The sequence below is a fragment of the Marivirga sericea genome (assembly GCF_900177665.1).
Taxonomy (GTDB): Bacteria; Bacteroidota; Bacteroidia; order Cytophagales; family Cyclobacteriaceae; genus Marivirga; species Marivirga sericea.
Map to the genome: position 1 here is coordinate 359106 of NZ_FXAW01000002.1, position 24977 is coordinate 384082.

The 24977-nt window shown below is 35.5% G+C and carries 23 protein-coding genes; 9 read left to right on the forward strand and 14 right to left on the reverse strand.

Annotated features, from left to right (window positions below):
* Positions 1 to 220 precede the first annotated feature (220 nt).
* The 3 genes from B9Y84_RS06855 to pyrF all read left to right on the forward strand — a co-directional run bounded on the left by B9Y84_RS06855 (position 221) and on the right by pyrF (position 4287).
* The gene (locus tag B9Y84_RS06855; protein ID WP_085516339.1) at positions 221 to 2683 is read left to right on the forward strand and encodes an FtsK/SpoIIIE family DNA translocase; all 2463 of its coding nucleotides are present in this window, start codon (positions 221 to 223) and stop codon (positions 2681 to 2683) included.
* Positions 2684 to 2702: 19 nt separating this feature from the next.
* Positions 2703 to 3338, forward strand: coding sequence for an outer membrane lipoprotein periplasmic chaperone LolA1 (locus B9Y84_RS06860; RefSeq protein WP_085516340.1), 636 nt, complete (start codon positions 2703 to 2705; stop codon positions 3336 to 3338).
* 127 nt (positions 3339 to 3465) lie between these two features.
* Complete coding sequence (gene pyrF / locus B9Y84_RS06865) at positions 3466 to 4287, forward strand: orotidine-5'-phosphate decarboxylase (RefSeq protein WP_085516341.1); 822 nt, start codon at positions 3466 to 3468, stop codon at positions 4285 to 4287.
* Positions 4288 to 4340: 53 nt separating this feature from the next.
* Here pyrF and B9Y84_RS06870 read toward each other — a convergent pair whose 3' ends face one another.
* Together B9Y84_RS06870 and mazG are read right to left on the reverse strand one after the other, a co-directional pair.
* A complete protein-coding gene (locus tag B9Y84_RS06870; protein WP_085516342.1) occupies positions 4341 to 5639 on the reverse strand; it encodes an ammonium transporter in 1299 nt (432 codons plus the stop codon).
* 181 nt (positions 5640 to 5820) lie between these two features.
* A complete protein-coding gene (gene mazG / locus B9Y84_RS06875; RefSeq protein WP_085516343.1) occupies positions 5821 to 6621 on the reverse strand; it encodes a nucleoside triphosphate pyrophosphohydrolase in 801 nt (266 codons plus the stop codon).
* Positions 6622 to 6750: 129 nt separating this feature from the next.
* On the opposite strand from mazG, the gene B9Y84_RS06880 reads away from it, so the two are divergent.
* Positions 6751 to 6972, forward strand: a complete 222-nt coding sequence (locus tag B9Y84_RS06880; RefSeq protein WP_085516344.1) for a hypothetical protein — start codon at positions 6751 to 6753, stop codon at positions 6970 to 6972.
* A gap of 161 nt (positions 6973 to 7133) precedes the next feature.
* Positions 7134 to 7868, forward strand: coding sequence for a head GIN domain-containing protein (locus B9Y84_RS06885; protein ID WP_176223737.1), 735 nt, complete (start codon positions 7134 to 7136; stop codon positions 7866 to 7868).
* A gap of 74 nt (positions 7869 to 7942) precedes the next feature.
* Here B9Y84_RS06885 and B9Y84_RS06890 read toward each other — a convergent pair whose 3' ends face one another.
* On the reverse strand, positions 7943 to 8488 hold the full coding sequence (locus tag B9Y84_RS06890) for an inorganic diphosphatase (protein ID WP_085516346.1): 546 nt from the start codon (positions 8486 to 8488) through the stop codon (positions 7943 to 7945).
* An 89-nt stretch (positions 8489 to 8577) separates the two neighbouring features.
* Between B9Y84_RS06890 and B9Y84_RS06895 the strand changes: the two genes are divergently transcribed.
* Both B9Y84_RS06895 and B9Y84_RS06900 read left to right on the forward strand, forming a co-directional pair.
* Positions 8578 to 9477: a mechanosensitive ion channel family protein gene (locus B9Y84_RS06895; protein ID WP_085516347.1), complete on the forward strand. Its 900-nt coding sequence runs from the start codon at positions 8578 to 8580 to the stop codon at positions 9475 to 9477.
* A gap of 84 nt (positions 9478 to 9561) precedes the next feature.
* The gene (locus tag B9Y84_RS06900; protein WP_085516348.1) at positions 9562 to 10443 is read left to right on the forward strand and encodes an SMP-30/gluconolactonase/LRE family protein; all 882 of its coding nucleotides are present in this window, start codon (positions 9562 to 9564) and stop codon (positions 10441 to 10443) included.
* Between the two features lie 133 nt (positions 10444 to 10576).
* On the opposite strand, the gene B9Y84_RS06905 is transcribed toward B9Y84_RS06900, so the two are convergent.
* Together B9Y84_RS06905 and B9Y84_RS06910 are read right to left on the reverse strand one after the other, a co-directional pair.
* Positions 10577 to 13438 (reverse strand): TonB-dependent receptor, encoded by a 2862-nt coding sequence (locus B9Y84_RS06905; RefSeq protein WP_085516349.1) that lies wholly within the window; start codon positions 13436 to 13438, stop codon positions 10577 to 10579.
* 177 nt (positions 13439 to 13615) lie between these two features.
* Complete coding sequence (locus tag B9Y84_RS06910; RefSeq protein ID WP_085516350.1) at positions 13616 to 15220, reverse strand: hypothetical protein; 1605 nt, start codon at positions 15218 to 15220, stop codon at positions 13616 to 13618.
* A gap of 194 nt (positions 15221 to 15414) precedes the next feature.
* On the opposite strand from B9Y84_RS06910, the gene B9Y84_RS06915 reads away from it, so the two are divergent.
* Positions 15415 to 16038 (forward strand): hypothetical protein, encoded by a 624-nt coding sequence (locus tag B9Y84_RS06915; RefSeq protein WP_085516351.1) that lies wholly within the window; start codon positions 15415 to 15417, stop codon positions 16036 to 16038.
* Positions 16039 to 16141: 103 nt separating this feature from the next.
* Here B9Y84_RS06915 and B9Y84_RS06920 read toward each other — a convergent pair whose 3' ends face one another.
* The 7 genes from B9Y84_RS06920 to B9Y84_RS06950 all read right to left on the reverse strand — a co-directional run bounded on the left by B9Y84_RS06920 (position 16142) and on the right by B9Y84_RS06950 (position 22598).
* Positions 16142 to 17125: an AAA family ATPase gene (locus tag B9Y84_RS06920; protein WP_085516352.1), complete on the reverse strand. Its 984-nt coding sequence runs from the start codon at positions 17123 to 17125 to the stop codon at positions 16142 to 16144.
* Between the two features lie 136 nt (positions 17126 to 17261).
* On the reverse strand, positions 17262 to 17792 hold the full coding sequence (locus B9Y84_RS06925; protein WP_085516353.1) for an adenine phosphoribosyltransferase: 531 nt from the start codon (positions 17790 to 17792) through the stop codon (positions 17262 to 17264).
* Between the two features lie 26 nt (positions 17793 to 17818).
* Positions 17819 to 18844, reverse strand: coding sequence for a threonine aldolase family protein (locus tag B9Y84_RS06930; protein WP_394334688.1), 1026 nt, complete (start codon positions 18842 to 18844; stop codon positions 17819 to 17821).
* Positions 18845 to 18966: 122 nt separating this feature from the next.
* Positions 18967 to 19227, reverse strand: coding sequence for a hypothetical protein (locus B9Y84_RS06935; RefSeq protein ID WP_085516354.1), 261 nt, complete (start codon positions 19225 to 19227; stop codon positions 18967 to 18969).
* Between the two features lie 4 nt (positions 19228 to 19231).
* Positions 19232 to 20749 (reverse strand): bifunctional GNAT family N-acetyltransferase/carbon-nitrogen hydrolase family protein, encoded by a 1518-nt coding sequence (locus tag B9Y84_RS06940; protein ID WP_085516355.1) that lies wholly within the window; start codon positions 20747 to 20749, stop codon positions 19232 to 19234.
* Between the two features lie 222 nt (positions 20750 to 20971).
* Entirely contained in the window at positions 20972 to 21859 is an 888-nt protein-coding gene (lipA, locus tag B9Y84_RS06945) for a lipoyl synthase (RefSeq protein ID WP_085516356.1), read from the reverse strand.
* A 25-nt stretch (positions 21860 to 21884) separates the two neighbouring features.
* Complete coding sequence (locus tag B9Y84_RS06950; protein WP_085516357.1) at positions 21885 to 22598, reverse strand: hypothetical protein; 714 nt, start codon at positions 22596 to 22598, stop codon at positions 21885 to 21887.
* Between the two features lie 162 nt (positions 22599 to 22760).
* On the opposite strand from B9Y84_RS06950, the gene B9Y84_RS06955 reads away from it, so the two are divergent.
* A complete protein-coding gene (locus tag B9Y84_RS06955; protein ID WP_085516358.1) occupies positions 22761 to 23165 on the forward strand; it encodes an OsmC family protein in 405 nt (134 codons plus the stop codon).
* On the opposite strand, the gene ytxJ is transcribed toward B9Y84_RS06955, so the two are convergent.
* Positions 23166 to 23507: a bacillithiol system redox-active protein YtxJ gene (ytxJ, locus tag B9Y84_RS06960; RefSeq protein WP_085516501.1), complete on the reverse strand. Its 342-nt coding sequence runs from the start codon at positions 23505 to 23507 to the stop codon at positions 23166 to 23168.
* A gap of 4 nt (positions 23508 to 23511) precedes the next feature.
* Positions 23512 to 24936 (reverse strand): hypothetical protein, encoded by a 1425-nt coding sequence (locus tag B9Y84_RS06965; protein WP_139827970.1) that lies wholly within the window; start codon positions 24934 to 24936, stop codon positions 23512 to 23514.
* Positions 24937 to 24977: the final 41 nt, after the last annotated feature.

Consider the following 24977-nt stretch of genomic DNA (forward strand, 5'->3'; position numbering starts at 1 on the left):
AGTTATCTTTTCTAACTAGTAATTCAAAGGATCAAGCAAAACGGAGGAATCAGCAGTAAATCTTGAGATTACAATCAGAAAGGATTAACAGAGCGGGTTAATAATATTTTGTCATAATTTTAGTTATTCCTCCCTAGTAGCAAATTTTCTAATTGAAGATTCGTATTTTGCGCTTAAATTGAATTTATGCATTTTTACATGTGCTTAGGGAGCATTATTTATGGCAAAGAACACTTATAAGTCTAATACTTTTAAAAAAGGAGAGAAAGAGAAGAAATCTGCTAAAATTAACTTGCAATGGAATTTTCTGAAAGATAGGAGACTCCATTTGGCTTTTGGTTTCTTTTTATTGACCGCTTCTATTTTTCTATTTACTGCATTTATTTCTTATTTATTTACAGGCAAAGCCGATATGAGCATTTTGCAGTCAGTTTCAGAAACAGGTGTGAAAGCTTCTGGAGCTGAAATGGATAATTGGCTTGGGCTGTTAGGTGCACAGTCTGCTTATTATTTCATTTTTAAATGGTTTGGCTTAGCCGCATTTTTAATTCCCCCATTTCTATTTTTAGCTGGTTATCGCATTACTTTCAATAAGGTAATCTTCTCCATAAAAAGTGCTTTCACTTTTATGTTGTTTTTCCTTTTTTGGTTCAGTTTACTTCTGGGCTTTATGGTTTTTGAATCAGGTAAAATTACAGCATTCTCTTTCTTGTGTGGTGGGATAGGCTATGAATTAGCAGTGCTTTTCAATAGCCTTTTTGGCTGGGGCACCTATCTTGTTTTAATTCTTTCCCTTCTCATATTTACCGTTTTCTATTTTAATGTCACCTCACTACTCTTTTTTAGTTCCAAAACAGCTGGTGATGTCCCATTAGCAGATGAAACCGTAAGCTTTTCAGATGAAAAAATTACTTCGGAAACTGAGAAAGATGAAATCACAAGCGAAAAGCAAGATGAAGTTGTAGAAGAAGAGTCTTTCGATGATGCTAGTACATGGACAGTGGCCGAACAAAAGCCCAAAAAAGCCCCTCCGCAAGAAGAATTAAAAATGGAGGTGGAAAATACACTGGAAAATAAGGTAGTTCAGGAAGAACCCCCAAAAGAAGAAAAGCAGGAAATGGAGGTAGAAGAGTCTTCGTTTGACGAGGCTTTAGGTAAAAAAGTAGAAAATTATGACCCGACTTTAGATTTATCCTCTTATAAATATCCGACTTTAGATTTATTAGCAGATCATGATTCAGGGAAAGTAAAAGTGACTCAAGAAGAGCTAGAGGCTAATAAAGATAAGATTTTGGAAACTTTGACCAATTTCAAAATCAAGATTCAGAGTATAAAAGCCACTATTGGTCCAACGGTGACGCTTTATGAGATTGTACCAGAAGCAGGCGTGAAAATTTCAAAAATCAAGAACTTGGAAGATGATATTGCTTTAAGTTTGGCAGCTTTGGGTATTAGGATAATTGCCCCCATACCTGGAAAAGGAACTATCGGTATTGAGGTTCCGAATAAAAACCGTGAGATGGTGAGTATGAAGTCGGTTTTAGCTACCGATAAGTTCCTAAAAAGTGATAAGGAATTGCCAATCATAATGGGTAAAACTATTAGTAATGATGTGTATATTGCAGATTTGGCTAAAATGCCTCATTTGCTCATGGCAGGAGCAACTGGTCAAGGTAAATCAGTTGGATTGAATGTGATGCTAGCTTCTTTGATTTACAAAAAGCATCCATCCCAACTTAAATTTGTATTGGTTGATCCTAAAAAGGTAGAATTAACACTTTTTAATAAATTGGAAAGGCACTTTTTAGCCATGTTGCCAGGAACGGAAGAGCCAATCATTACAGATACAAAAAAGGTTGTAAACACATTGAATTCACTCTGCATAGAAATGGATAATCGTTATGATTTACTGAAAGATGCAGGCTGTAGAAATCTAAAAGAATACAATGCGAAATTTGTAAGCAGGAAATTAAATCCGGAAAAGGGCCATAAATTTTTACCATACATAGTTTTAGTAATAGATGAGTTAGCGGATTTGATGATGACAGCTGGTAAGGAAGTCGAAACACCTATTGCTCGACTTGCACAGCTAGCAAGAGCCATAGGTATTCATTTAATCATTGCAACTCAGCGTCCTTCAGTTAATGTTATTACAGGTATCATTAAAGCTAACTTCCCAGCTAGACTATCATTTAGAGTAACTTCAAAAATTGATTCTAGAACCATTTTGGACACAGGGGGATCTGAGCAGTTAGTAGGTATGGGAGATATGTTACTTTCTCAAGGTTCTGACCTGATCCGATTGCAATGCCCATTTATTGATACACCAGAGATTGATGAAGTAGTGGAGTATATAGGGAATCAAAGAGGCTATGAAAGAGCATATCAGTTACCTGAGTTCGCAGGAGATGATGATGATAGCAAAGTAGGGGAGGTAGATTTATCGGAAAGAGATGCCTTATTTGACGAAGCCGCTAAATTAATTGTATTGCATCAGCAAGGAAGTACTTCCTTAATCCAAAGAAAATTGAAATTAGGTTACAATAGAGCGGGTAGATTAATTGACCAGTTGGAGGCTGCTGGAATAGTAGGATCCTTTGAAGGAAGTAAAGCGCGGGAAGTATTAATTCCTGATGAATATAGTTTGGAACAATTATTGAACAATATCGATAACAATCATTAGAACAGAAAAAAATAAAGGAATGAGAAAATTCACATTGATAATGATGCTGTGCGTTTATAGCATCACATCGTTTGCACAAAACGATCCCAAAGCAAAAGAAATTTTGGATAAAATGAGTGCCAAGTACAGTAACATCCAAGGATTTACAGCCACTTTTACTCAAACACTGGAAAATAAGATGGAAGATATCACAGATACTTTCAAAGGAGAAATTGTGGTAAGTGGTGATAAATTTAAAGCGGATGTGGCTGGGCAATTGATCGTCAATAATAACGAAACTGTTTGGACCTATTTGAGAGATGCTAACGAAGTGACTATTAATAATTATGATGAAGAGGCTGGGGAGATGAATCCAAGTAAAATCTATAAAGCATATCAAAAAGGCTATAAGTACTTATATATGGCTGGAGAAGGTAGTGCTCAATATCATGTAATTGATTTGGTTCCTGAGGATAAAGATGAATCGTTTTATAAGATTAGATTGAAAATAGACAAAAAAACTAATTTGCTGGATAAATGGACGATTTTCGATAGAGCAGGAAATATTTTTAATTATGAAGTTACCAACTTCAAAGTTGATGATTCTTTAAATGCGGATGATTTTGTATTTAATCCATCAGATTACCCAGATATTGAGGTGTTGGATTTTAGATAATTCACTCATTAATTATATTTAAACCTGTCAGGTCCCGTAGCTTTTTAAAGCTATAGTGAGAGCAAATCAATACAGTGTGTGATTACTAAAAACCAGACAGGTTTATTTAGCCAACCTACTTGAAACCATGAAGTACCAACAGCTTTCTGACCAAATTAGATCCAAATCCAGCTATCTTTGTGTAGGACTGGATACTGATATCAATAAAATTCCAAAGCATCTACTGAAGGAAAAAGATCCAATCTTTGAATTTAATAAGCAGATTATTGATGCTACGATTGATTATGCAGTGGCCTACAAGCCCAATATTGCTTTTTATGAAGCATTAGGTATCAAGGGCTGGGAAAGTTTACAAAAGACGATAGAATATCTACCCAAAGATGTTTTTACCATAGCCGATGCGAAAAGAGGAGATATTGGCAATACATCCAAAATGTACGCAAAAGCATTTTTTGAACAAATGAAATTTGACTCTATCACTGTAGCACCCTATATGGGAAGCGATTCCGTTGAGCCTTTTCTTGAATTTGAAGATAAATGGGTGATATTGTTGGCACTTACATCTAATGAAGGCGGAAAGGATTTTCAGTTTGAGGAATTAAAATCTGGAGAGAAGGTCTATCAAAAAGTTTTGGAAGTTTCTAAGAAATGGGGTACTCAAGAGAATTTGATGTATGTAGTGGGGGCCACCCGTTCCGAAGAGTTTCAGCAAATAAGAAAAGCAGTTCCTTACCATTTTTTACTGGTACCTGGAGTGGGGGCGCAAGGAGGTAATTTAAAAGAGCTCTCTAAATACGGGTTGAATAAAAATGGGGGTTTATTAGTTAATTCTTCCAGAGGAATTATTTACGCCTCAAAAGGCGAAGATTTTGCTAAAGTAGCGAGAGAAAAAGCCCAAACCATTCAACAGGAAATGAAAGGATATCTAGAGCAATTTAGTGAAGTGTAAAACAAAGCTCAGACTTAAATTCTTAAATCTGAGCTTTTGCAGTATGATACTGTTTATTCGTAGGTAATGGTATAGCCTCTAATTCCATGCTCATGGCTATCCAATCCTTGTTCTTCATGTTTTCTGGACACTCTCAATCCAATGGTCTTTTTCAATAATAAGAACAAGATTAAAGCCGAACCAAAAGCTGCTGCGCCACAGACTGCTACTCCGATTAATTGATTCAGAAATTGGTCCCAGCCTGCTTTTTCGCCAAAAAATCCGACAGCTAGGGTTCCAAAAATCCCACAAGTTAAGTGAACAGAAACTGCGCCTACTGCATCGTCTAATTTCAATTTATCTAATCCGATGGCGGAAAGCACCACTAAATTACCAGCTATAAATCCGATTAGAAGGGATAAGCCGGGTGTCATGAGGTCTGCACCTGCAGTAATTCCGACTAAGCCTGCTAAAGTCCCGTTCAGCACCATTCCCAGATCTAATCGCTTGAATGTGAAATAGCCCATTACAAAACCACCTAATGCACCAGCTGCTGCTGCAAGAGAGGTATTCATAATCACTAAGGAAGTTGCTCTAGGCTCTGCTGAAAGTACTGACCCTCCATTAAACCCAAACCAACCAAACCAAAGCAAGAACACTCCGATTGTTGCTAAAGGAACACTTGATCCTTCTTTATCGATCACTTTTCCATTCACATATTTTCCAATTCTAGGACCTAATACAATGATACCTGCAAGAGCTCCCCAGCCTCCTACTGAATGAACCATGGTAGAGCCTGCAAAATCATAAAAGCCCATTGCGGCTAAAGCACCGCCTCCCCATTGCCAACTTCCGATGGCAGGATATACGAAACCAACGAAAACAATGGTAAATATGAAATATGCAGAAATCTTTATTCGCTCAGCAACAGCACCAGAAACAATGGTTGCAGCTGTAGCAGCAAACATGGCCTGAAAAAGAAAGTCAGTCCAGTATGTGTAATTTTGATTGTAATTAAGACCAGCGAAATCATCCAAGAAAAAACCGTTGAAATCAAACCAGCCTGGTCCATTTGCAAATTCAGGATACATGAGATTAAATCCAATAATGGTATAGGAAACTAAACCTATTGCAGGGGTTAGTGTATTCTTGAAAAGAATGTTTACTGTATTTTTAGATTGTGTGAAACCCGCTTCCACGCAAGCAAACCCTAAATGCATAATGAAAACCAATGCAATACAGAGCATCATCCATAAATTATTTACTGTAAGGATTTCTATATTGATTTCTGATGCTATGGCAGTATTTTCAAGATTTGATGCCAGTAGGGGTTTAATTAATCCCTGAAATGACTGTAGAAATGATAATTCCATAAAAATAGGTTTGATTTATCATCAAATTTATGAAAATATACAGATATGAAAATATAATTGGTTAAAAAGTTAACCTGATTTATTAAATATGATGTTAAATAATAAATTTCAGGCCTTTTTATAGGGAAGATAGTGTTGTTTTGCAAAATTGGATGGACATTAGGGGTAAATTTTCAGCTTATTAGAGCTTTTTTGCCTTTTCCCAATAAATATCCATTTCTTCCAAACTCATTTCTGAAATTTGCTTGCCATCTTTCTTGCTTTCGGCTTCTAAATAATTGAACCGTGTAATGAATTTTCTATTGGTTTTCTCAAGGGCTTCTTCTGGATTTATACCTGCGAATCGTGCATAGTTAATGAGGCTAAACATTAAGTCTCCAAACTCTTCAGTGGCTTTTTCTTGATCACCAGATTCTTCTTCTTGTTTAAATTCTTGCATTTCTTCCTCTACCTTTCCCCAAACCTGCTCCTTTTTATCCCAGTCAAAGCCTACACCTCGTGCTTTTTCTTGAATTCGGATAGACTTTATTAAAGCAGGCAAGGATTTTGGAACTCCGCCTAAAACTGATTTATTCCCTTTTTCTTTCAGTTTAATTTTTTCCCAGTTTTCTTTTACCGCTTGCTCGTCATTAGCTTCTACATCTGCATAAATATGAGGATGACGGTTTATTAGTTTATCGCAAATTCCGTTTAGAACGTCAGCCATGTCAAAAGCTTTTTGCTCATCCGCCATTCTAGCGTAGAATACCATATGAAGCATAATATCGCCCAGCTCTTTTCTGATTTCTTCTAAATCATGATCTAAAATTGCATCGGATAATTCGAAGGTTTCTTCTATGGTTAAATGACGGATACTTTCAATGGTTTGCTTCTTATCCCAAGGGCAAAGGTTTCTGAGCTGATCCATTATGGTTAACAGTCTGTCAAAAGCTTGCAGTTTTACTTCTCTTCTTGCGTCAGGGTATTTTTGTACTTCCTTCATTTGTTTTTATAGCTATTAGGGAAAAGTGCAATTTAAGAAACTTTGCTTTCTTAGTAGGCGTTATGAAATTAGAATGTTAAATTTGCGGATCGATCAACAGGATGAATTAAAGTCCTAAACATTAATATTATGACTACTTTTTTATTAGCAATTGGATTAATAGGTGCGTTTTTTATTTTAATGTCAGTAAGGCTGATTTTTATAAAAAATGGTGAGTTTAAAGGTACATGTGCATCGCAGAGCCCTTTTCTGAATAAGGATGGTGAAGCTTGTAGCTTCTGTGGGAAGCAACCTGGTGAGCAATGTGCAAACCCTGATTCAGAAGTGAATAAAGTGTTGAATAAATTCTAATTAAGTAATAGATAGATTTATAAAAGCACAGCAAAAGCAACTTGCTGTGCTTTTTTTATGTCTAATGGTTTGAGTTATCGGTACAGGAACAAAATACTTTACCCCCTATGCAACCAATTAAATTTATATGCATCTTTACTAAGAAACTAACCCATACACACATGAAAAATTTAGTACTAGTATTTGTCCTTGCTCTTTTTGCATGTCAGGCGCAATCTCAAGAATCTGAAACACGTTCATTATCTGATTTTACTTCGGTATCTTCCTCTCAAAGCATCAGAGTTATTTTGAAAAAGGGAAGTGATGCAAAAGTAGATGTTAGCACTACTGGTGAATTAGAAGATGTTATCACTGAAGTAAAAGGTGGTGATTTGAAAATTGAAATGGAATCAAATAAAATTTTCCGAAATGTTGAGGTCGAGGTAATAGTCTATTTCCAAGAACTTGAAAGCTTGAAAGCTAGTAGTTCTTCAAGGATGATGTCAGAAGATTTGATTGAAGCAAGTAATCTAGATATAAAAGGTTCGAGCTCCGCTAGAATGGATTTAAATGTGAAAGCAACTAATATAGAAGTATCCGGATCAAGCTCCGCTAGAATCTCTTTACAAGCTGAAGCTAAAAATATCGAATCGCAAGTTAGCAGTTCTTGTCGATTTAGCTTATCTGGAAATGCTGAGAATATGGAGGCACAAGTGAGCAGCTCGGGAAGAATTGATGCTTCTGAATTTACTTGCGATAATGCTGATTTAGCGGCCAGTTCATCCGGTAGAATCGAATTAAATGTAGAAGAGAAATTAATTGCTAAGGCCTCTTCGTCAGGAAGAATTTCTTATGGTGGTAAGCCTTCTATTGTTGATGCTGATTCCGGCTCAGGTGGACGAGTCTCTAAAATGTAATTTTATATGATTGGAGTAAAAAAGGCTGCCTAAAATCAAATTAGACAGCCTTTTTTCTTTTGCTAGAATATATACTATTTCTTGAAAGTTTCATCATATAGCTTAATACTGTCATTAATGACATTCATAGCTTCCTTTTTATCAAAGAAATCTTCTACCACTACTTTCTTGTTTTCTAACTGCTTGTAATCTTCAAAGAATCTTTGCATTTCCTTGGAAGTATGCGGAGGTAAGTCATTAATGTCATTCATATGATTTACTGACATGTCATTAGCGGCAACTGCAATGATTTTATCATCTGCTTCCCCCTGATCCATCATTTTCATAACACCTAATACTTTTGCTTTTACCATGCAGAGAGGAGGTAATTCAATCGAAGTAATCACCATTATGTCCAAGGGATCTTTATCATCACAGTAAGTTTGCGGAATAAAGCCATAATTTGCTGGGTAATGAACAGAACTAAATAGCACTCTGTCCAACATTAAATAACCTGTTTCTTTGTCCAACTCAAATTTACCCTTGCTACCTTTAGAAATTTCAATCACAGCATTTACATACTCAGGCACCTCATCTCCGTAATGGATATCGTGCCAAGGGTTTCTTTTCTTATCTATCATCTTTAATTTGTAAAATATTTTTACAAAAATAAGGGATGAAGCTGAGAGCACCTACTTATAGTGTTATTAGATTGTTATAACTTTGTCATATGAATAAAGCGAAGAAAAAATCCATTACCCCCACCATAAATTTAGAGCGAAAGAAAAGAATCTGGTTTGTCGTAAAAGCTTTGATTTTTATTGCTGCGCTTTTTGCTATCGATACCTACAAATCACAGCTAGTGGATATTGGCATTCCAGAGCATTATATCAAAGCGCTGAGGCTTTATTTATATGCCGACTTGTGGATTTCATTTATAAGGTTGGCGGTGGTTCTTTATTACCAGCAAAAGCATAAATTATCGAAGGGTGTTAAAAGTAATTTTATTTTAGGGATTAATCACATTGCGAATATCCTGCACACATTTGTTCTAATTGGCGCAATTCTTCTCTTATTTAATATTGATCCCATCAATCTAATCACCTCTCTAAGTATAGTGGCAGCAGCTATTGCCATACTTTCGAAAGATTATATAGCCAATATGATCAATGGAATGTTAATTATGTTCTCAGAAGAAGTGATGATAGGGGATGAAATAAAAATTGGTGAGGTAAAGGGGAAAGTTGCTGATATAACCTTAGTGAATATGCATATTGTGAATGATGATGAAGATCTGATCTACATTCCGAATTCTATGGTATTCACCTCGCAGATTTTCAATTATACCAAGAGAGCAATTCGAAAAGTAAGTTTTGATTTTGATTTAAAAAATGAACTTGCATCTGATGTTTCCTCAGTTGAGAAGCATATTGTTGACGTATTAGGAGAATATCATCAGTATATAAATAGTGAAAGTTACGTACTGCGCATAATTAAAATTAATGAAAATTTTACTTCTCTAAAATTCCAATTTGTATTGCACCGACATTCGGAAGTTCGTGAAAAGGATATAAGGAAAGCAGCATTAAGGGAAGTTTTGAAGTATATAGGAGAAGCTAATAGAAAATAGGTAGCTTATCCAGCTGAAAAAAATGAAACACTTGCGATTGCGATCAGTTTTGTATCTTTATATAAACCAACACAAAAAAAGACTATGAAAAGTACAGTATTCGTATTAGGTCTTGCATTGCTAATATTTGCATGCCAGCCCGCTAAAAAAGAGAATCAAGAAGAAGAAACACAAGAAAAGGAGGTAGTGGAAAAATCAGCCGATCCAAAATTGGTCAAATTGTGGGAAACGGATAGCATAATGACTACCTGTGAGTCAGTTTTATTTGATGGTGAAGGAAGTCGATTATTTGTTTCTAATATCAACGGACAGCCATTGGATAAAAATGGTGAAGGATTTATTTCTATTCTAAATCTAGATGGAAGTGTTCAAGATTTGAAATGGGCTACTGGATTGAATGCTCCTAAAGGGATGGGCATCTTTGATGGTCATCTATATGTGACGGATATCGATAGAGTAGTTGCTATTGATTTGGAAACTGGTGAAGTAGCTAAAGAATTCACTCCAGAGAAAGCAGAGTTCTTAAATGACATCACTTCCTCATCAACAGCAGTTTATATTTCTGATATGGGCTTAGGATTAATTCATAAAATTGAAAACGGAGAACTATCAACCATAGCTGAAGGGGTTGAAGGTGTAAATGGCTTATTAAGCAAAGGAGATCATTTAATGACGTTGGACAAAAAGGGATTGAGGGCTTATGATTTAAGCAAAAATAAATTCTCTATGGTGAATGATTCCGTAACAGGTGGAGACGGTTTAACCATGCTAAATGATGAAACTTATATTGCCAGCAGATGGCAGGGTGAAATTTATCATGTGGCTGGTAATAAAGCTACTTTGTTATTAGACACTAAAGCAGAAGAATCTCAAACTGCCGATATCGGTTTAAATGCTGAGAAGATGATCGTTTACGTGCCTACTTTTTTTAAGAATAAGGTGGTAGCTTATCAGTTGGAGAAATAATAAAGAGATAGTGTATTTCAATAAAAACCCGCAAGATCCAGATTGGCCTTGCGGGTTTTTGTTTTATCTTAATGAAAAAAAGCTTCCGAGTTGCCTCAGAAGCTTTTTTATAATTAAATAAGTCAACCTAAACTTAAAATCTTCTTGAATATTTAATCCGGAAAGATCTGCCAGGGTTTCTGCTGAATTCAATTTGATCTTCAGCATTGAAGGAACTAAAAACTCTTTCCTGAACGTCTCCTAAAATATTATCTACCCTAACTCCAATTTTGTTCTTACCATCGATACCAAAGGCTTTACTTACATTGAAGTTCAAGCTATGGAATGGAACTGTATAGGTACTTGGCGTTCTGTTAACGCCAACGATTGCTAGAGTAGGTCCCTGCACATTATATGCTAAACTTGATTCAAAACCAGACTCAAAATCTACATAATCTATTCCTACATTGGCAATATAAGGAGGTTGTCCCAAGAAATCTCTTCTATCAGAATATTCTTCTCCAGTTCTTAAACCATTTTTGGTGCCTTCTGCCTCCGTTTCGTTCCTTTCGATAAATGAATTTGCATAAGTAAAATTACCTTTGAATAAGAAATTTTGTAAAGCTGGTGTAATAAAAGCTAAGTTCTTTCTTAGTTCAAATTCTGCACCCATTATTTGACCATCACCTACATTTTGAGGTCTGACGTTGTCAGATTGAATATCGTCTCTAACCAGTTCAATAGGATTCACAAATCTCTTATAGAATACCCCTACTGAAACGGTTTGCCCTCTACTCATAAACATTTCGTATCTCAAGTCTAAATTATCAATATCTGTTTCGATAAGGTCTATATTACCTATGAAAGTTAAACCTGTTAATACATCAGGAATTTCTAAAGTAGATTTTTCTTTAAATGATGGTCTTGCTACTGTTTTGGAATATGACGCTCTTAAATTTGTATTTTCGAATGGTGAGTAAGTCAAGTTTAAAGATGGAAAAAGCTTCAATGATGATAAAACGTTCTCGTCTTCAAAAACTCTTGAGCCATTTTGGTTTTGACCAGTAAAGAACTGATCGTATTTCTCTGATCTAACTCCGACTATCGCTTTAATCTCATCAGTAAAAACTAGTTCGCTGCTCACATATGCACCAATAATATTAATACTTCCGTTGAATGCATTACTCGGTGTAAATCTCGTTCCAACATAGGTGCCAAATCGAGAGTCATCTATTCCTTCTTCTTCACCAATTATATTCCCAGGTAAAAATATTCTGTCTGCATCTCCATCAAGTTCCAGTAGGTTTTGGCTACCAAAGAAATCAACGCCAAAATCTTGAATTTCGTAATCTCTTTGTTTAAAGTCTTCACTAAAACCAAAATTGAATTTAGATTCATTACCATTGATATCGAAACCTTTTTTGAAATCGACTCTTCCACTGTAGTTTTGCTCATCAAGTAAACGCCAGATTCTTTGTGATTCTCCACCTTCTTGTGATTGGATAGCTAGGTTTCCTTCATCATCAGCTACTGTGAAAGGAGTGATTCTTACGTCTTTGTCTTCAACAGTTGAAAAAGTAGAAGCTAAAATCCAATCGATTTCGAAATTTCCTCTGTTAAAGCTATGAGTACCGTTTAAGGTCGCATTATTCATGATCCTCTCTGTATACTCTAAGTTGTCTAAAAAGGCAGTATATGAATTTGTTAAAGAAGCTGTCCTTGTCCTTTGCCCCGCTCTTGAAATACCGTTTTGTATTCTTAATACTTTAAGAGAGTATTTTGAGGCATCAGTTTTTAATGATAAGCCTGCCAAACCGCTTAATCTTGTATCTCTTGCGCTCAAAGGCCCCTCGTAAATATTATCCGATATCAATTCAAACTCATCTGCATCTTGAGGTCTTAAGTAATATCCGTCAATCGCATTTTGATAGTGACTTGTACTTTTATTGTAATTTATAGCTACATTATAGCCTAATTTATAGGTGTTGATGTCAAATTGATTCCCCCTTGAGTATGAAGCACTCATATCGGGTAGATTGTTACCATAGACATCTGCAGCCATGTTTGAATCGAATCTTCTGGTTACGTCACTTAAAAAGCGGATACTTTGTTCATCAGTCGGAATTGTACTTTGCAATTTCCCACCATCTAATTTAGCATTATAAGGTAGATCCCTTGTTCCGTCATCAATTCCTAAAAAATCTAAACCTCCACCTTGATAACTTCTAAAGTCTGATTGAAAATGCATTGAAGGATTATAGGTAGTACTAAATGAAAAACTAGAAGTCTTTTCTGATGGGAAATCTTTTAATTCTATATCAACTGTTCCTCCAACGAAATCAGCGTTTAATTCCGGAGTAAATGACTTATAGACAATTATATTATTAATTAAGCTAGTAGGAAAAATATCCATTTGAACAGCATTTTTATCAGGATCAAGTCCTGGTATATTCATTCTGTTTAAAGTGGTCTTAGTATATCTGTCCCCTAAACCTCTAACAAAAACATATTGTCCATCTTGGATAGATACTCCAGAAACACGTTTTACAGCTGTGGCAGCGTGGGAGTCACCGATTAATTTGAATGTTTCAGAAGATATGCCGTCCATGATATTTGCGGATTTCTTTTTAACAGTTAGTAATGCAGCCTCAGTTTCTCTTATGGCTTTAGCCTTTACTACAACTTCTTGCATTTGTTCGACAGATTCACCTAATCTAATCGTTCCTAATGCAGTAACTTCATCAGGTTTTACTTCGATACCTTTGATTATTTTTGTCTCAAATGAAATAAAAGAAATTTTAAGATCGTAGGTTCCTGGATCTGCATTAAAGGAGAAAGCTCCCTCAAGATCTGTAGCTGCACCATTGGCCGTTCCATCAATAACCACGGAAACGCCAATCATTTCTTCACCTGTTTTGTTATCAATAACCTTACCTCTGATCGTTCCTTTTTGAGCCATCAGCAAGCTTGAGACAAATACAAGTGCGATAGTAAAAACTCCTAGTTTGATATTCATGATTTACTCTTATTAAATTTATAATGCAAAAGTAGCTAGAATTAAACTAGAGTAGTTTACCAGATAATTGTCTGTATGTTAATAATTTGTTAACCGAAATATTCTGTTAATATAGATACAAAAAAAAATAGCCCTCAATTCTGAGAGCTATTTCCTTTATTAATATGATTTTCTTGCTTAGAAAGAGTCTAACTGCCCTTGTGCTGCCGCATAAGACCAAGCTAATACACTTACATCTGCACCTACGGTTGGCTCTGATACAACTGCATTATTGCTAATGAATTTAGCGTTGTTTGCTGTGATTTGAGCAGCAAATTCAGTTTCAGTTCTATCATTAGCTGCTGCAGCTGCAGCTGCATCTAATTGATCAACAAAAATATCACCTATCGCATTTGTTGTATTAAATTCAAGTCCGATAAATTTGGTAATATCATTAGCGTAATTATCTGAACCTCTTGGATCATCATCATTATCATCAGCATCAATCTCAATATCTGAACCTTCCGCAAAATCGAAGAAATACGTATTTTGGATATCATATTTAGCACCGTCTCTTAGATCAGCATAATCACTAGAAGATAGGCCTCTTAAAGAACCGTTGATAAATTTACCAACCAAATTAGTTGATCCATCATCTCCTTCTGAACCATCTAACTCCATACCATGGTCTCCATCCCATGCGTAACCATTTGCTTCATCAGCTCCAATATATACAAAGTTGTCAATAGTTCCACTCCATCCTTGATCAGTATCGTATCCATCATCATCTTGAGCCCAAACTATAAAGTTTGAAATATTAACTGTTCCGCCAAATATTTCAACACCGTCATCTGAGCTATTAATTGACTCAACATGGTTGATTGTAGTACCTGAACCTACACCACCTAAGGTTAACCCTTGTAATTCATTTCCAGGGCCTAATTCAGCACCAGTAAATCTAATTGATACATATTCAAATACACCTGAGTTGTCATCAGCAGCATCGCCACCGTATAGTCCTTCAGTTACTGTAACAGGAATTCCTTCAATTTGCGCTTCAGCAGCTTCAGCTGAAATAGGGGCGTTACCTAATATTAAAACTCCACCCCATAAACCTCTTTGGGTAGTTAAATCAAGAGAACTTTCAAATTCACCCACTCCAATTTCATCAGCGGTTGAAGTAAAAACTATTGGAGCCTCAGCTGTTCCATTTGCTTGAATATCACCACCTCTAGCAACTATCAATACAGAAGCTGCTGCAGCGTCACCTGGACGTCCCTTTATTATAGTACCAGGTTCAATTGTTAATGTGTTGCCTGCAGTTACAATTACTCGTCCTGCTAGTTCCCATATTCTGTCACTAGTCAGCGTAAGATCTTCTTGGATTAAACCTGAAAGCACTTCATTAGGTAACTGAGCTGGAGCTTCTCCAACTGAAAGCACATGCGTAACTGTTTCTGAATCACCATCAGCATCAGTAGCTGTAAATTCAAATACAATGTTTTGATCTGCATCAGCTTCAGTTGCAGTATAAGAGAATTCGATTGATAACGAAGTTGCATTAGCTTCAAATTCTGGCTCTAAATAAGTGTCACCGTCTTTTGTTACTGTTACACTCGCTAATCCATCTTCTGCAGTAATAGTTGCATTTACTGGTCCTAAGGTCCCTAAATTTTCAATCTCAGCAGTAGCTGGGATTCCTTCAATTGTTACTAGGTTGTTTGGCTCTGGATCATCATCACATGCAGTGAATATGAATCCCGAAATCAATGCTAGCAACGCTAATAAATTAATTTTCTTCATCTTGAGTAATTTTAATTAAGTTTAAATTTCTTTGAGACAAAGGTGGGTTTTAATTGTTAACTCAAGTTGTCACGCTTTTTAGCAAATTGTTATCAAATTCTGCCTGTATTAATTTTGTGTTAAAATAAAAAAGTAGCCCAATAGGAATGCGTTTATATGTGTATTAATATATTTGTGTTTCAATTACGAACCTTATGAAAATATTACAAGTAACCTTAGCTTTTATTCTTTTTGTAATTTTTGCTCAATCATGTAAGTCGACAAAAAACTCATTAAGCAAAGTGGAGAAATTATCTAATCTGCTTTTTGTTGCTCAAAATGATAAGGAATCAAAAGTCAACAAACTGGACGAAACAGTTGAGCTAGATAGGCAGGAGTTCTCTTTGAGATTTTATAATAAACCCTACAAGCCGGAATCAAACGAATTTTATTCAGCTCAAATTGCCGCTTTCTTAAAAAAAGAGGAACTAGATAAAATTAATTTAGGAATTCAAAAAGCAGATTTGAAATGTTTTGAACCAGGCTCTGGTATGGCTCCTAATAGAAGCGGGAGATATGAAAGCCTAATATTTAAAGATAATGGACATCACTACACTATATATGAGAATTCGGACAGTAAACGGCTTAATTTAATCAGTGAATCCGATGAAATCTTAAAGTTAGAATTTGAGATTAATCAATTATATTATGAAGGCAAGCAAATTAAACTTAAAGATACTGATTTAGACAAATTTTATATTGCAGTCTTAATCGACCGAAACCTAAATGGAGTAATTGATGAAGGGGAATTAAATAAGTTGACTATTCTAGTAAAATAAGATCTGAATGATGTTTAGATCAAAATAATAGAACTTATTTGCCCTAAAATAACAAGGGGCGATTAGATTTAATCGCCCCTTGTTCATCTTCTAATAGATAAAATTAACCAATTGGTACTTGCTTTAATATTTTCTCTATAATGTCCTTGGTAGTAACACCATCTGCTTCAGCTTCATAGTTGAGCAAAATTCTATGGTTCATAACATCATAGGCCACTTCTTTTATATCTTCTGGTAAAACGTAATCTCTGCCTTCCATATAAGCAACGGCCTTGGCACTTAAGTTTAAGTTGATACTGGCTCGTGGAGATACTCCATACTGGATATACTCAGCCTCTTGTTTCAATCCGTAGTCCAATGGAGACCGAGTAGCATAAACCAATTCGATTATATATCGCTCTAATGATTCAGAAATCTCTACTTGGTTGACTTGATCTCTAATACTGAAGATTTCTTCTTTAGTAAGGATGGTATTCACTTCTTTATTAAATGTCATATTTGACATTCTTCTCATCACTTCCAATTCTTGAGATTTGGTTGGATAATCCACTGTTACTTTCAGCATAAATCTGTCAACTTGTGCTTCCGGTAATGGATAAGTCCCCTCTTGATCTACTGGGTTTTGAGTCGCTAATACTAAAAAAGGTCTATCTAAAGGGAAGGTAGTTTCTCCAATAGTTACTTGTTTTTCCTGCATGGCTTCTAAAAGAGCAGACTGAACCTTTGCAGGAGAACGATTAACCTCATCAGCTAAAACCAAATTAGAGAAGATAGGACCTTTTTTAACTTCAAAGTTCCCTTGTTTTTGATTATAGATCATGGTTCCGATCAAGTCCGATGGCATTAAATCAGGAGTAAACTGTATACGCTGAAAATCTAAATGCAAGACATTTGCCAAAGTATTAACCGTTAAAGTTTTCGCAAGACCTGGGACACCTTCTAACAGTACGTGGCCATTGGTGAATAATCCAATAAGCAAACGATTGACCATATACTCTTGTCCAACAACTACTTTAGCTACTTCAGACATTACATCCTTTACTTTCTGTTGCAACGCGCTTTTATTATCTATCTGTGCTTCTTCCATGATTGCTTTATAATTCTCTTTTTATAAAATACTTAAATTAATTATAGAAAAGTTTTCAATTTGATCCTGAATATTAAACACATACTAACATAGTTGATGTAAATGCTTCATAGACATTATTTGAATTTCAAATATATTAATAAGTAACGATACTGTAAACCGCTTCATTTTCTAAAGTCAGTTTTTTTTTGCCTTCCAAAAAACCTAACTCTATCAAGAAGGTAAAGTTGCCTACTTTTCCACCTAATTCTTTTACTAATTGGGCAGCAGCAAATGCAGTTCCTCCTGTGGCCAGCAAATCATCATGTATCATCACTTTTTGCCCTTTTTTGATAGCGTCCTTGTGAATTTCCATAGTAGCGCTACCATATTCCAAATCATATGAGTAATTAATCGTTTCGTAAGGTAATTTACCTTCTTTTCTAACCGGGACAAATGGCACTCCTAATTTTTCTGCAATTAGCATTCCAAAAAGGAATCCTCTTGATTCCACTCCTACAATGACATCAATTTCATCCCTTCTTGCTTTTTCTACAAACCAATCTACGATTTCCGTTACTAATTTAGGGTGAGAGAGTATTGGTGTAATATCTTTAAAAATAATCCCTGGTTTTGGGAAATCAGCTATGTCTCGTATTTGAGCATTAATTTTTTCTGTTAGCGTCATAGTAGTCGGGACTAGGTTAAATTATTTTAGATTGATTTAAGTTTTTTAATCAGGTCTGTTAACATATCATCATCAAAATCCAGATGAGTTACAAATCTTACATCATGTTTTCCAAAAGTGACTGCCAATATTCCGATTTGCTTCAACTTATCTACAAAATCAGTTGCTAATACTTTATTGGCTAGTTTGAAAATGACAATATTGGTTTCAACGGGCATTACCGAATCTACAAAAGTTAATCCATCTATTGTTTCAGCTATAGCTTTGGCTCGTTTATGATCTTCTTCTAATCGGTTGATATTATTATCTAAAGCGTATATACCTGCAGCCGCTAAAAGGCCAGCTTGCCGCATGCCGCCACCTAGCACTTTCCGTACTCTCCTAGCTTTTTTTATGTTCACTGCATCTCCCACTAGCAAAGAACCTACCGGGCATCCTAGCCCTTTTGAAAGGCAAATTGAAATGGTGTCAAAATGTTTTCCGTATTTTTTTGAATCATCCTTTGTGGCCACTAATGCATTAAATAGTCTAGCACCATCTAGATGAAGTTTTAAGTTTTTATTTTTACAAATTGCGCTAATTTTCTCAATTTCTTTGAAATCGTAAACACACCCACCGCCTTTGTTCATCGTGTTTTCTAATGAAACTAATGTTGAAATAGGCGCATGCACATCATCAGGATTGTTGATATTGTCTTGCACCATTTCTGCAGTTATCCGTCCCCTATCTCCATGCAATAAGCGAACTGACGCAAAGGAATTATAGGCGATTCCACCGCCCTCATATAAATAAATATGAGATTTTTCGTCACAGATAACTTCTGTGTGTGGTGCGGTATGAACTCGAATAGCTATTTGATTAGTCATGGTTCCGCTCGGACAAAAAATTGCAGACTCCATTCCAAAGTAATTAGCTGCTTTTTGTTCTAGAGCGTTTATAGTAGGATCTTCTCCAAATACGTCATCACCAACGGGAGCCTCCATCATGGCTTCCTTCATTCCTGATGTTGGTCGGGTTATAGTGTCACTTCTTAAATCAATCATTTTATTCATATTCAGTTTCACTTTCTATTCCTTAAAAGCCGTCAGTTTTGTGACTAAATCAATGATACAATTTATTTCTATTTCCTCATCAATTGTTTTCATAGAATATGACAGGTTTTTAATCAAAAAGCTCAGGAAACTTTTTCGAACCAGTGTGGTAGCTTCACTTGATCAGTATAAAATTTTTTGCGACTGTGATTACTGTCAAAAGGAACAATTTTTTCAATTCTGTCAGTTTTTGGATGGTAAAAGGCTTCCACGTAAAAGCCATTCAGTAAAAAGAGGTTTACTTTATAACGATAATATCTGATAGAAGTCACAAATTCTCCCTCAACATATAAAGTCTTAATCTTTTTGAATAAACTTAAACTTACAAATTCTTCTACTTTCACTAATTTATTTCTTTTTTAGTGTATATAAATCTTTTCTTCGGTCCTTCAAATTACGCACGCTTCCGTAAGTATGCAATTCTTTTAGCAAATTAACATCTACGTCTGCAATTACCGTCATTTCCGTATTGGGTGTAGCCTCTGTTTTTACTCCATTGGTCGGAAATGCAAAATCAGAAGGGGTAAAAACACCTGATTGGGCAAACTGAATATCCATATTGTTCACTTTTGGCAAATTACCCACACTTCCTGCAATGGCAACATAGCATTCATTTTCGATAGCTCTTGCTTGAGAGCATAAGCGAACCCGCATGTATCCATTTTGAGTATCAGTCAAAAATGGGACAAATAGAATTTTTACGCCTTCATCTGCTAATAGCCTTCCCATTTCAGGAAATTCAACGTCATAGCATATATTAATTCCGATTTTACCGCAATCTGTATCAAAAGCTTGTATCTTTTTTCCTCCGCTCATTCCCCATGCACTAACCTCCGCTGGAGTCATGTGAATTTTCTCGTAAGTTTCGTTGGTACCATCTCTTCGACATAAAAAGCCTTTGTTATAAAGTTTTCCTCTGCTCATCACAGGCATACTTCCCGTGATGATATTCACATTATAATTGATCGCATATTCCTGAAATATTTCTTTTAATGGCTCTGTGTACTTCGCTAATTCTCGTATTGCAGTGGCTTCATCTAAATGATTGAATTCCGCCATAAGTGGAGCATTAAAAAGCTCGGGAAATAATATGAAATCACATTGATAGCCACTTACTACATCAATAAAGAACTCAATTTGTTCTTGCATGGCTTTTAAAGAAGGTGTTGGACGCATTTGCCATTGCACTAATCCCAAACGAATAACTGTTTTAGGAATGTGAACATATTCTTCAGAAGGTTCATAATAAATATTATTCCACTCAATTAAAGCTGCAAATTCTACTGATTGCTTATCGCCCGGTAAATATCCTTTTAATACTTTTTTTACGTGAAAGTCATTTGACAATTGAAATGATAAGGTTTTATCATAGATTTCCTTAGCAATTACTTTTTGGATGTATTGCTTTGGTGTCATCTTCTCTGCAAATTTTGAATAGCCTGGAAGTCTGCCACCTGCCACAATTGAGTGAAGATTTAATTGCTCTACTAAATCTTTTCGGGCATCATACATCCTTCTTCCAACCCTCATTCCTCTAAAATCAGGATGCACAAATACATCTATTCCATAAAGTACATCTCCATCAGGATTGTGTGTGTCAAAAGATTCATTACCAGTAATCTGCGGATAAGTGTGATTATCGCCAAATTCAGAATAATCCACAATTATGGATAAAGCACAGCCCGCAACCTGTCCATTAACTAAAACGCATAATTGCCCTTCTGGAAATTTATCAATAAGCGTTTTGATATGTTCTACTTCCCATAGGTCATCCCATCCCGCATAAGCTTTTTTCATTGATTTTAATAAGCTGCGGTAATCCTTTAACTTCAGATTCTCCAGGGTAACAATAAAATTATCTTGCATAGGTATTCAAAGTTGGCTTTTTAAATCAGCCTTCATAAAAATGATAAAAGCTTTTCAACATTTTTTTAGAAAGCTCAAAAAGTAAAAACCACAGCAATATAAGTGAGATTCACTAAATGCTGTGGTTTGAAATGATTAAATTTTAACCACAAATATTTATTATTAGGCAGAATATTTTATCATAGTGATTTGTCTCCTCAATAATAAGTCAGTCTTTGACCGTTAAATCGGAACGTTTACGTGTCTTTCCGCATGGTATGAAGAACGTACTAGAGGCCCTGATTCAACATATTTCAGTCCTCTTTTCAATCCTTCTTCTCTGTACATATCAAAAACTTCAGGATGTACATATTCGATTACATCATGATGTCTTTTGGTTGGTTGTAGATATTGACCAACAGTTAAAATATCGCAACCATGTGCTACTAGATCATCCATAGCTGCAAACATCTCATCTTGTGTTTCGCCCAATCCAACCATGATGCCTGTTTTTGTTCTTTTTCCGTATTCTTTGGTAAGCTTAATTTGGTCTAAACTTCTTTGATATTTAGCCTGAGGTCTCACTCTTCTGTATAGACTAGGAACCGTTTCCACATTATGCGAAACCACTTCTTGGCCAGCTTCTATCATTCTATAAAGTGCATCCCATTTTCCTTTTACATCAGGAATTAAAGTTTCTATAGTAGTTTCAGGAGAAAGTTCTTTAGTTTTTACAACTGTCTGATACCAAATTTCCGCTCCTCTATCTTTCAACTCGTCTCTATTTACTGAAGTTAAAACAGCATGTTTTACCCCCATTTTTTTGATGGCTTCGGCAACTCTTTGAGGTTCCTGCTCATCATATTCTGGTGGACGGCCAGTAGCCACCGCACAGAATGAACAGCTTCTTGTACAAACATTTCCCAAGATCATAAAAGTAGCAGTTCCTGCTCCCCAGCATTCCCCCATGTTGGGGCAATTCCCGCTTTCACAAATAGTATGCAGTTTATTTTCATCCACAATTTTTCGGACGTTAGCATACTCTTTACCTACTGGTAATTTGACTCTTAACCAATCCGGTTTTTTATTTTTCTTTTTTTCTTCTTGGCTTACTACCGGTAAATCTATCATATCAATTAATTAATCGATTCTTAATCTATTTTCTTGACCCAAACAGTATACTAACAAAGGCTGCTGGATAAAAATTGTAATTTTTTGTACCTAAAGGCACTAGTTCTATTTGTCTACTAAATATTTCGCCTAAAAAACCGACCTCAAAACCTGTTACTTTACTTTTAAAGGTTCCGAATTCGAATAATAAAGAGGCTCTTATGTGAGCTCCCAAGACCACTTCCATCTGATCTATTCCTGAGAAATAACCCGCTGGACCTATAATAGAAGAACCATTCAAGTATTGAGAATATGTCACTAAACCGCCACCCTCGCTTCTTAGTAGATAGGGTGATACAAGGCCTAATGTCGGACCTCCTATCAAAACCCCGTTTATTTGTACGCCTTTTTGTTCCGCTTTCTTAAATAATAAAAGATCGTATCCATACATCAATCGTGTACTAATCAGATATTTTTCTTTACCTTCATAAAAGGAAGACGAGCTGAAAAAAGTTGGGCTTGGGACCCTTCGTTCCTGCGGATGTCTAACGTTTGCAATTTCAAGACCAAAAGTTTGAAATATTCGATCCGATTTTTTTGCACTGTAGCGGAAGAAGCCACCAGAGAAAAGACCTCCATTTGTTGCTTTTGTTATTCCAAATAAGAATTCCTGTCCATATTCAAATGGATCATCTTCTTGGCCTTTAAGCTCGAAGAGTAAAGAAGAGATAAAAATAAAAGTTAAAAATACTATTTTCATTTTATAGGAATAACATTACAAATTTAAAGCTTTAGTTTCGGAAACTAAATATTTTTCAATCCTTTCACTAAAAACTCTTTGTAAAAAAAATGACAGTGTATTAAATCATTCAATATTGTTAACTTGCGTTAGAAAAATAACGACAAAAGCACAATATAGTTTATGACCACTTCATCAATTAAATATAGCCACCCTTTAAAAACACATGCAATACATAATCGTTCAGGAAACTCTTTAAATACTGATGCCCCGATAGATAATAATGGAAAAGGCGAGTTTTTTTCGCCAACAGATTTAACAGTTACCTCTTTAGCAAGCTGTATGTTTACCATGATGGGAATCTATGCTGATAAGAATGAACTAGACCTGGGAGAATTATCCTGTGACTTAGAAAAAGAGATGGCAGCAAATCCTAGAAGAATTAGAGCTATAACTGTTGACATAAAATGGAAAACCAGCCTAGGGCAAAAAGAAATTGAAACTTTAAAGAAAATCGCCTTCAATTGTCCAGTTGCAAAAAGTTTGCATCCTGAAATTGAGCAAAATATTACTTTTACTATGCAGTAACTAAACTGCGACTCCTGATTTCAAGCTTTGATAATTGATGCCCATGTGCGAGTCGTCATAAACGCATGTTCCGTTTTTAATCAACAAAATTTGTGGTGATTGATGCATTATACCGAATTTTTCAGCTACAGCATTGGAAATATCGCGATAAGAAATCAGATCTAGGTAGTAAGCCTTTACTTCACTCATTTCGTTATCATTCCAGCTTCTTTCTAGTCTGTTTAACGCCATAGAGCTAATAGAACAGCTGGTACTGTGCTTAAATATTACCACAGCTTGTTGTTGAGATTCTTCAATGATTCTATCTAAACTTTCTTGATTGTCTAATCTATTCCACTTCATAAATTTAATTTTCTTGTTGACCTGATTCAGCTTCTGGCTTTTTCCATTCATCTGGATGTACAGAATTATCCCAAATCATTCCTTCTTTTTTATCTCGTCTCTCTTTAGGTTTTTTGCGATTCACGTAATTTGGTTGCTTGTCGTCTTTCCAGATACTGGTGAAAAACGAGGATACAGATTGAAAAGTTCTGGCAAGGATTGGAACTTGGGTATTTTCAGCTGCGAGTATTTTTGTACCTGGATGTGATTCATTGCTCACATAAATATGCTTTTTGGTATCACCATCAAATTTAGAAATGTCCTTGCTTGTCTCTTTCATTTCATCAATTGGTTTCCTCCTGTCAATCACCGTCAGAAGCCGATCGTCATGCAGTTCCTGCTTCTTAGGTTTAGTAAAGGTGGCGGTCATCAACTTATCATCATCAAAAGGCTTTCTTTCTCTGTCTCCATGCAAAGCCGTCATTAATTTGCTGTCATCATAGGCTTTTCGTTCTCTATTTGCAGGCTCCGATACCATAAGTTTGTCATAATTGTACTTATTTCTTTTTTCATCCTTAAGCGTTTCTGTCATCAATTTATCATTATCAAATGCTTTAGGCCTTTTGTTAGAAGCATCAATTGTTAATAATTTGTCTCCATCGGGTTTATTAGATTTATAGTCTGGTTGCTCGGATACCATTAGTTTATCGTTGTTCATTTTTGCGAAGTCATTTTTCTGCTTTTTGAACATGATTTTATCTTCATCCATTTTGGGATCTAAATCAGGAGCTGACGCAGTTTCCAATTTATTATTGTCAAATGCTTTGCGGTCTTTATCATTTCTACTACTGTAAAGCTTTTTGCCATCTACCTTACTTTTTCGCTCTTTTTTGGGAGCTTTCGATAGGGTTTCAGAAGGATCGTTCAAGTTAATTAACTTTGGAGAATCTTGAGGGCCACCCTTTTGTAAATTAACATTTTTTGGTTTTCGCTTTTTACGTAGATTTTTACCTTCCCCTGCTATTCTGCTATCGTATGGGATTAACGGTTTTCCTAACTCAGAAGGATTAGTTATTGCTTTTCGATCGGCTGATTTATAATTTGGTTCGTTGTCGTAAGTTTTTCTTTTTGTTCTTTTTTTCGGATTATAGTCTTTTGTTTCGTAGTCACTTTTCCGAGCTTTAAACCACATTACTTTATCCCAATCCCATTTGAACGGGTTGATAACAATTACCTTATTGCTTCCTCTGTTGGGATTTCCTTTTCCTTTTCTTCTTTTCGAGGTCCTTATTTTTTTATTGTCCATTTTAGTTGGACTATTTTTTCCAGAAACCTCCAATTTCTCACCTCCTGTCTCTTGAGAATATACATTCGCAGGAGAATAGAAAAGGCTTACCAAACTAATAGCAAGCGTTATTATAAAAGTTCTATATGGTATTTTGTTAATCAATTTTTAAGTTCTAAACCTACAATGTAAAGCCTATTTTCCAG